At 55.5% G+C, this 6,669-nt stretch carries 6 protein-coding genes; 1 reads left to right on the top strand and 5 read right to left on the bottom strand.

Annotation, left to right across the window (positions count from 1 at the left end; all coding sequences use genetic code 11):
* The 5 genes from nuoF to B3M32_RS08530 form a co-directional block, all read right to left on the bottom strand.
* The coding region (nuoF, locus tag B3M32_RS08550) for an NADH-quinone oxidoreductase subunit NuoF (protein ID WP_290745411.1) at positions 1-1,291 on the bottom strand (1,291 nt) is incomplete at its 3' end.
* A gap of 2 nt (positions 1,292-1,293) precedes the next feature.
* Complete coding sequence (locus tag B3M32_RS08545) at positions 1,294-2,355, bottom strand: complex I 24 kDa subunit family protein (protein WP_290745408.1); 1,062 nt, start codon at positions 2,353-2,355, stop codon at positions 1,294-1,296.
* Positions 2,352-3,545 carry an NADH-quinone oxidoreductase subunit D gene (locus B3M32_RS08540; RefSeq protein WP_290745405.1) on the bottom strand — a complete coding sequence of 398 codons (1,194 nt, stop codon included), beginning with the start codon at positions 3,543-3,545 and terminating at the stop codon, positions 2,352-2,354. The genes B3M32_RS08545 and B3M32_RS08540 overlap by 4 nt, the downstream gene beginning before the upstream one ends.
* The gene (locus B3M32_RS08535; RefSeq protein ID WP_290745402.1) at positions 3,542-4,156 is read right to left on the bottom strand and encodes an NADH-quinone oxidoreductase subunit C; all 615 of its coding nucleotides are present in this window, start codon (positions 4,154-4,156) and stop codon (positions 3,542-3,544) included. Before B3M32_RS08535 ends, B3M32_RS08540 begins: the two co-directional genes overlap by 4 nt.
* A 3-nt stretch (positions 4,157-4,159) precedes the next feature.
* Positions 4,160-4,795 carry an NADH-quinone oxidoreductase subunit B gene (locus B3M32_RS08530; protein ID WP_290745398.1) on the bottom strand — a complete coding sequence of 212 codons (636 nt, stop codon included), beginning with the start codon at positions 4,793-4,795 and terminating at the stop codon, positions 4,160-4,162.
* A 201-nt stretch (positions 4,796-4,996) separates the two neighbouring features.
* Here B3M32_RS08530 and B3M32_RS08525 point away from each other — a divergent pair, with 201 nt between their 5' ends.
* Positions 4,997-6,667, top strand: coding sequence for a bifunctional diguanylate cyclase/phosphodiesterase (locus tag B3M32_RS08525; RefSeq protein ID WP_290745394.1), 1,671 nt, complete (start codon positions 4,997-4,999; stop codon positions 6,665-6,667).
* Positions 6,668-6,669: the final 2 nt, after the last annotated feature.

The following is a 6,669-nucleotide window of genomic DNA, read 5'->3' as shown; positions in this document are numbered from 1 at the left end:
GACGATAGTTTTCCTGAACACGCGGCTTGGCATGTTCGGGGTTCTTTGCGATTAATTCATCGAAGTCTGCGCGGAACTTCGCCGTGTAGGAGCCTACCGGGCCGCCGAGCGAAATAGACAGCGGACAAATCGTCACGCCGCCAAAGCCGCCAGAAAGACTCTGCATGAGTTCCACGTCGCCATCGTGACCCTTGCCTTCCACAATCTGGTTCAGAATGCGGTGCAAAAGACCCGTTCCTTCGCGGCACGGAGTGCACTGGCCGCAAGATTCGTGGCTGTAGAAGTTGCCGAGCACGTTCAGGAGCTCAGCCATGTTGTGCGTATCGTTGATCACGATCATGGCGCCCGAACCGAACATCGTCTTCATCGAGGCGAGGCATTCATAGTCCATCGTCGCAACGGCAGCTTCTTCGGCTGTCAAAGGAGCGCAGGAGGAACCGCCGGGGAGTACGGCCTTGAGCTTTCCGCCTACGACGCCGCCGGCATATTCGTTGATCATCGTCATCATCGGGGTACCGAGAGGAGCCTCGTACACGCCCGGATTCTTCACGTCGCCGCTGATGCAGAACACCTTCGTACCGCCGGCACGGGGCGTACCCATCTTGGCGTATTCGCTCGGATCGTGCTGCAGAATCCACGGGAGCGCCATGATGGTTTCCACGTTGTTCACGCACGTCGGGGATTTCCACGCACCGCTCACCGCCGGGAAAGGCGGCTTGAGGCGGGGCTGACCCTTCTGGCCTTCGAGCGAGTTAATCAAAGCAGTTTCTTCACCGCAAATGTAGGCGCCAGCACCGCGATGCACGAAGATATCGAAGCAGAACTTGGTGCCCATGATATTTTCGCCGAGGTAACCGGCAGCGTATGCCTGGTTCAAGGCCTTGTTGATGCTCTCGATGCAGGGCAGGAATTCGCCACGGCAGTAGATGTATGCCGCGCGGCTGCCGAGCGCCCAAGCCGCGATAATCAGGCCTTCGATGAGGCGATGCGGATCTTCCATCATCAGGAAGTGGTCCTTGAACGTACCGCCTTCGCCTTCGTCGGCATTCACCACGATGTACACGGGCTTGCCGGAATTGCGGGGAACAAAACTCCACTTCATGCCGGTCGGGAAGCCTGCACCACCACGGCCACGCAGGTTAGAGCGCTGCACGTAGTCGATGAGCTCGAACTGGCTCATGTTGAAGAGGCGTTCAGAGATGTTCGCATAGCCGCCCAGCTTCTTGTAGACTTCGATGTCCTGGGCGCCCTTGCCAAAATTTTGCGTACAAACTTTCACACATTCAGCCATAATTACTTTGCCTCCTCGACCGGAGCCGGCTTCTGGGTGGTCACGGCCTCGTTAGAAGGCTTGGCCGTACGTTCGCCGGAAGTGGCAATCATGCGGTACACGTCGCCGACCTTGCCGGCAGCGTCCACAAACGCCTTGTCCTTCACGCCGGGTTCGCCAACGACATCCCACTTAGAACCGTTCTTCTTTTCCACCACGATCTTCGTAAATTCGGGAGCGCCCTTCCATGTGAGGGTGGCGCCCGTCTCGTCGGCTTCGGCCTTCACGTTCAGCACCGGAGAAGGCGGAGCGTAGTCGGCGACCTGCGGCTTGGCCGTAGCGCCCGGAGCACCGGGGTGGCCGCCGTGGCCCTTCACGATTCCACCGAGAACGTCGTGTTTCGGCATGTCGTTCACGTGAGCCTTGCACCAGTCGATAATGCGGTCGATGCTTTCTTCGGTAAGGGTCGTGCCGCGCTTCATCTTGAGCTGACCGTCCACGACGTCGGTCGCGAAGTCGTCGTTCACGAGCATCATCGGGCCGTTGCCGCAGCTACCCAGGCATTCTACCTGGAGGATAGTGAACATGCCGTCGGGAGTGGTCTCGCCGCTCTTGATGCCGAGCTTGTTTTCCACATACTTGATAAGCGGCATGGCGCCCTTGATGGTGCAGCTGATGTTGCGGCAGAACTGCAACAGGAACTTGCCCTTCGGAGCGTGGTTGTACATGGTATAGAAGGTCGCGACGCCGAGCGCATGTGCCGGAGCGCAACCGCAGACGTTTGCCGCCCAGCGGATACCTTCGGTGGGAACCCAGCCGAACACGCCCTGCACCAGCCAAAGCACTTCGAGAAGCGCACCCTGGCCTACCGGATAACGGCTGAGCAAGTCGGCGCAACGTTCCTTGATTTCGGGAGTGTCGAGCTTGGCGAGCACTTCCTTTGCAGAAGGTTGCGGGACAGGCTTGTTCACATAGCCAAACTTCTGGCCCGGATCCGGCAGCGCATCGATAGGCTGTGCCGGACGGTCGAACTTCAAATGGTTGTTGCTGACAAACTGTACAGCACCCTGGATATGTTCTCTCATCGGTCAAGTTCTCCTGCAATCATGTTGAGGCCCGGGAGGGTCGCCATGGAATCGGCCAAGGTAAGGCCTTCCACGATTTCACTGAAGGCGGCCACATGGTTCAAGCTCGGGGAACGGACCTTGATGCGGTACGGGTGGCCGGAGCCGTCCGAGACAATGGTAAAGCCGAGTTCGCCATTGGCGCATTCGCTCGCGCTATAGTATTCGCCTTCGGGCACGCGAATGCCTTCGTAAACGCTCTTGAAGCGTCCGATAAGGCCTTCCATGTCCTGGTAGGCGAGCTTGTGCGCCGGCACGCGGATGCGTGGGTCGACAATGTCGACGGGCCCTGGCGTCAACCGCTTCAGGGCCTGGCGCACAATCTTCACGGATTCCTCGATTTCGGCGAGACGAACCTGCAGGCGGTCATTGGCATCGCCCTGCGTGCCCACGACGACTTCCCAGTCATAAGTCTCGTAATCGTAGTAGGGTTCGTCCTTGCGCAAGTCGGAGGCGACACCGCAAGCACGGAGGCATGGACCGGTCCAGCCGTGGCTGATGGCGTGTTCCTTGGAAATCTTGCCGATGCCCACGGTACGGTCAAGGAAGATGCGGTTGCGGTCCAGGCAGGCATGCAAGTCCTTCAAAGCCTTCTCGGTAGAATCAAGGGCGGCGAGAACCTCCCGTTCGAAACCGTCGTAGGTATCGCGGTAGAGGCCACCGATACGGGCAAAACTATTCGTAAGGCGCGCACCCGTGAGTTTTTCCCAGATGCACATGATTTCTTCGCGCGGGTTGAACGCGTACATGAACGGAGTCGTACCGCCCAAATCCTGGAACGCGGCGGCCACGCAAATAAAGTGGTCGTTAATGCGGGAAAGTTCGTTCACGATGACGCGGAGCACCTTGCAGCGTTCCGGGATCTCGACACCGAACATGTTTTCCACGGCGCGGCAGAAGGCGATGTTGTTCATCATCGCAGAGCAGTAGTTCAGACGGTCGGTATAGGGAATCACCTGCTGCCAGGTCCCGCGCTCCACCATCTTTTCGAAACCGCGGTGCATATAGCCTATTTCCGAGACTCCCGCCACGATGGTTTCGCCATCAAGCGCAGCGAGTAGGCGGATACAGTGGTGGGTCGCCGGATGGGTCGGCCCCACGTTCAGAGGCATCAAGTTGAGCTTTTCGCCATTGGGATCCAGTACGATCATTCTCTGATACTCCCTTCCAAAAATTCGTCATCGTTCGGTAGCACTTCCTTGGAGCGCTGCACAATCCTGTAACCCAGTTTTTCGAGGCGCTTTTCCAGTTCCGGAAGCAAGAAATCGTTCGTCGAAAGCCACTGGCGTTTCTGCGCGGGGTAGTCCTTGCGGAGCGGATGGCCCACGAATTCCACATGGTTCAAAAGGCGGCGGAGATCCGGATGGCCAGTGAACACGATGCCAAACTGGTCATAGACCTCGCGTTCCAGCCAATCGGCACTGTCATAGAATCCCGTAAGAGTCGGGACCTTCGGACAGTCCTCGCCGACCAGCACCTTCAGACGCAACCGGCATCCTTGGTTGACGGTGCTCTTAAAAGCGTACGAAACCGCAAAGCGCGGTCCTTCGTGGTTCGGGTAGGTCAGGTAGTCGATGCCGGCGATATCCACAAGCATGTCCATGCGGATATCCGGATCGTTCTTCAAAAATTCAACGGCATTGGGCAAATATTCCGCAGCCACGACGACGGCGACATCCCAACGGGCCTTCGCATCGCGCTTCGCGCCGAACTTCTCCTCGAGGAGCGCGGCAATCTTTTCGGTCTTTTCCACAGATTCCATCTTCTACTCCTTCCAGAATTGAGCCTTCTTGACCAGCTCCTGTTCCTTCTCGACCACGAAATCCTTGGCCAAGGAAATCTTTTCGCGGGCAAATTCCTGGGCCTCGGCCTTGGCCTCGGCGGTCTTCGCCTTGATCATTTCGAGCTGTTCCTTCACGCGCTCGGCACGCTGTTTCATGTAGGATTCGTCCTTGATTTTCTTCTGCAGGTCAAACATGGCATCGAAGAACGCTTCCGGACGGCTCGGGCAGCCGCCGATATATACATCAACCGGAATAATGTGGTCGATGCCCGGCACCGTGCAATAACAGTCGTAAAATCCACCGGAACTGGCACATGCTCCCATGGCGATTACCCAGCGGGGTTCGGCCATCTGTTCGTACATACGCTTGAGGATGGGAGCCTGCTTATAGGAAATGGTACCGGCCACAAGCAACACGTCGGACTGACGCGGCGTAAAACGCACGTATTCGGAACCGATACGGGAAAGGTCGTAACGACCCACTTCCGTACTCATGAATTCGATTGCACAACACGCCGTACCGTAGGGGAACGGCCATAAGGAATTCGTCCGGCCCCAATTGACCAAGAAGTCAAGGGAGGTCGTTATGATATTTGGCTTTTCTGCCACATTACCCATAGGGATTACCTCGTAAAATTCGCGCTGAAAAATAGAAATTTTGCATTACATCCAATCCAAACGGGCGCAAAAACGCCCATACACTCACCCGTCCCGGCAATGCAACGGACCTCGCGCAGACGACGCAATCCCATGACAGACAACGAATTACGCAGCACCTTTAAATACGGTCCGTTTTTTACTAAATTATGCCGCGAAAATATGGACGGCTTTTTCGATAAAGGCATATACAAGGGTTTCAGGGACGCGCTCAACGTAAGCGTCGTCAATCCCGAAGATATGGAACGGCACATATCGTCTTCTATCGTTCCCGTAGCAAACGCCCTCAATATCGGCCTCGTCAAGGTGAGCACGATGTACACCACAGACAAGGGGCGCCAAATAAAAGCCTACTCATTCTTCGAAAGCCCCGACGGCATTGAAACAGCCAGCCTCATCGAGACGTTCCGCACCGATGACAACGGCATCGTCAACTTCTCGGCGAACCCCAAAAAAGGCTACAAGTTCAACGAAGCAGAAATCCAGTCCATAAAGCTTATCGCCCTCGACATATTCCTGCTCCTCGAACGATCCCGTCTCGCCAACATGGTAAATACGGCCCGCGTTACCGACGCAATGACCGGGATTCCGAACACGAACAGCATCATGCAATACGGGTTGAACCTGAAAATATCCAAGGTGCTTTCCAAGTACACGGGTATTTTCATCAACCTCAAGAACTACAAGTATATAAACAACACTCTCGGCGGAGCTGTCGGCGATTACGGAATCATCACCTTCGCACAGACATCCTTCAACTTCCTGAAAGACAGGGGGTCTATCGCACGCCTAGGCGGCGACAACTTTTTCGCCCTGGTCAAAAACGAATTCGTGGATTCGTTCGTACAGAAATTCTCGAGCCTTGACGTTTCTTGCAGCAGGAGGGACATCCTGCGAAATTTCTGCGTACAGTCCCGCATGGGCATCTACCCCATCAAGGCCAGCGACAACATGGGCGAAGTCATGCACGGAGGCTCCATCGCCCTGAACACGGCCAAGAACGAGAACGGCAAGGATATCGTCTACTTCTCGCCCAAGATGCTCGAAAAGACCATGCACGAGAAGCAGGTATCCGCGACATTCCTGGAAGCCTTCAACAAGCACGAATTCATCGTCTACTACCAGCCGAAAATCCGTATCAAGACTCACGAAATCTTCGGAGGCGAAGCACTTGTACGCTGGAACATGGGCGACCGCATTGCGGCTCCGGCGGAGTTTCTCCCCATCCTTGAAAAGGAATCGTCCATCTGCCAACTGGATTTTTACGTATTCGAGACCGTCTGCAGCGATTTACGCAGATGGATTGACGCAGGACTTTCCCCCGTCCGTATTTCGTCAAATTTCTCCAAGCTGCATCTCAAGAACAAGTTCCTCGCAAGCGATATCCTCGCCATCATGAAGAAATACAGCATCGACAGCAAATACATCGAAATCGAACTGACCGAAGTTTCCGATTTCGAAGACAGCGTCGCCATGCAGAACTTCGTGAACAAGTTGCGAGAAAAGGGCATCTCGGTTTCCATTGACGATTTCGGCACCGGATCCTCGACGCTCAACGCGCTCACGAACATCGATGCAAACATCATCAAAATCGACAAGTCCCTACTCGACAATGTCGGTGAAGGACACGACCAGGACAAGATCGTTCTCAAGAACATGGTGAGCATGATGCAGGAACTCAACAAGGAAGTCATCGCCGAAGGTGTCGAGACCGACAACCAGCTGGAATTCCTGAAAGGCATCAACTGCCCGATGGTCCAAGGATTCGTCTATGACGAACCTCTCCCCCGCGACGAATTCGAGAAGCGCCTCAAAGAAAGGCGCACTTACTAACA

This window comes from Fibrobacter sp. UBA4309, assembly GCF_002395745.1.
In the GTDB taxonomy this organism is placed as follows: domain Bacteria; phylum Fibrobacterota; class Fibrobacteria; order Fibrobacterales; family Fibrobacteraceae; genus Fibrobacter.
The sequence above is the reverse complement of the archived record's forward strand: the minus strand, read 5'-3'. Positions and strand labels throughout refer to the sequence as shown.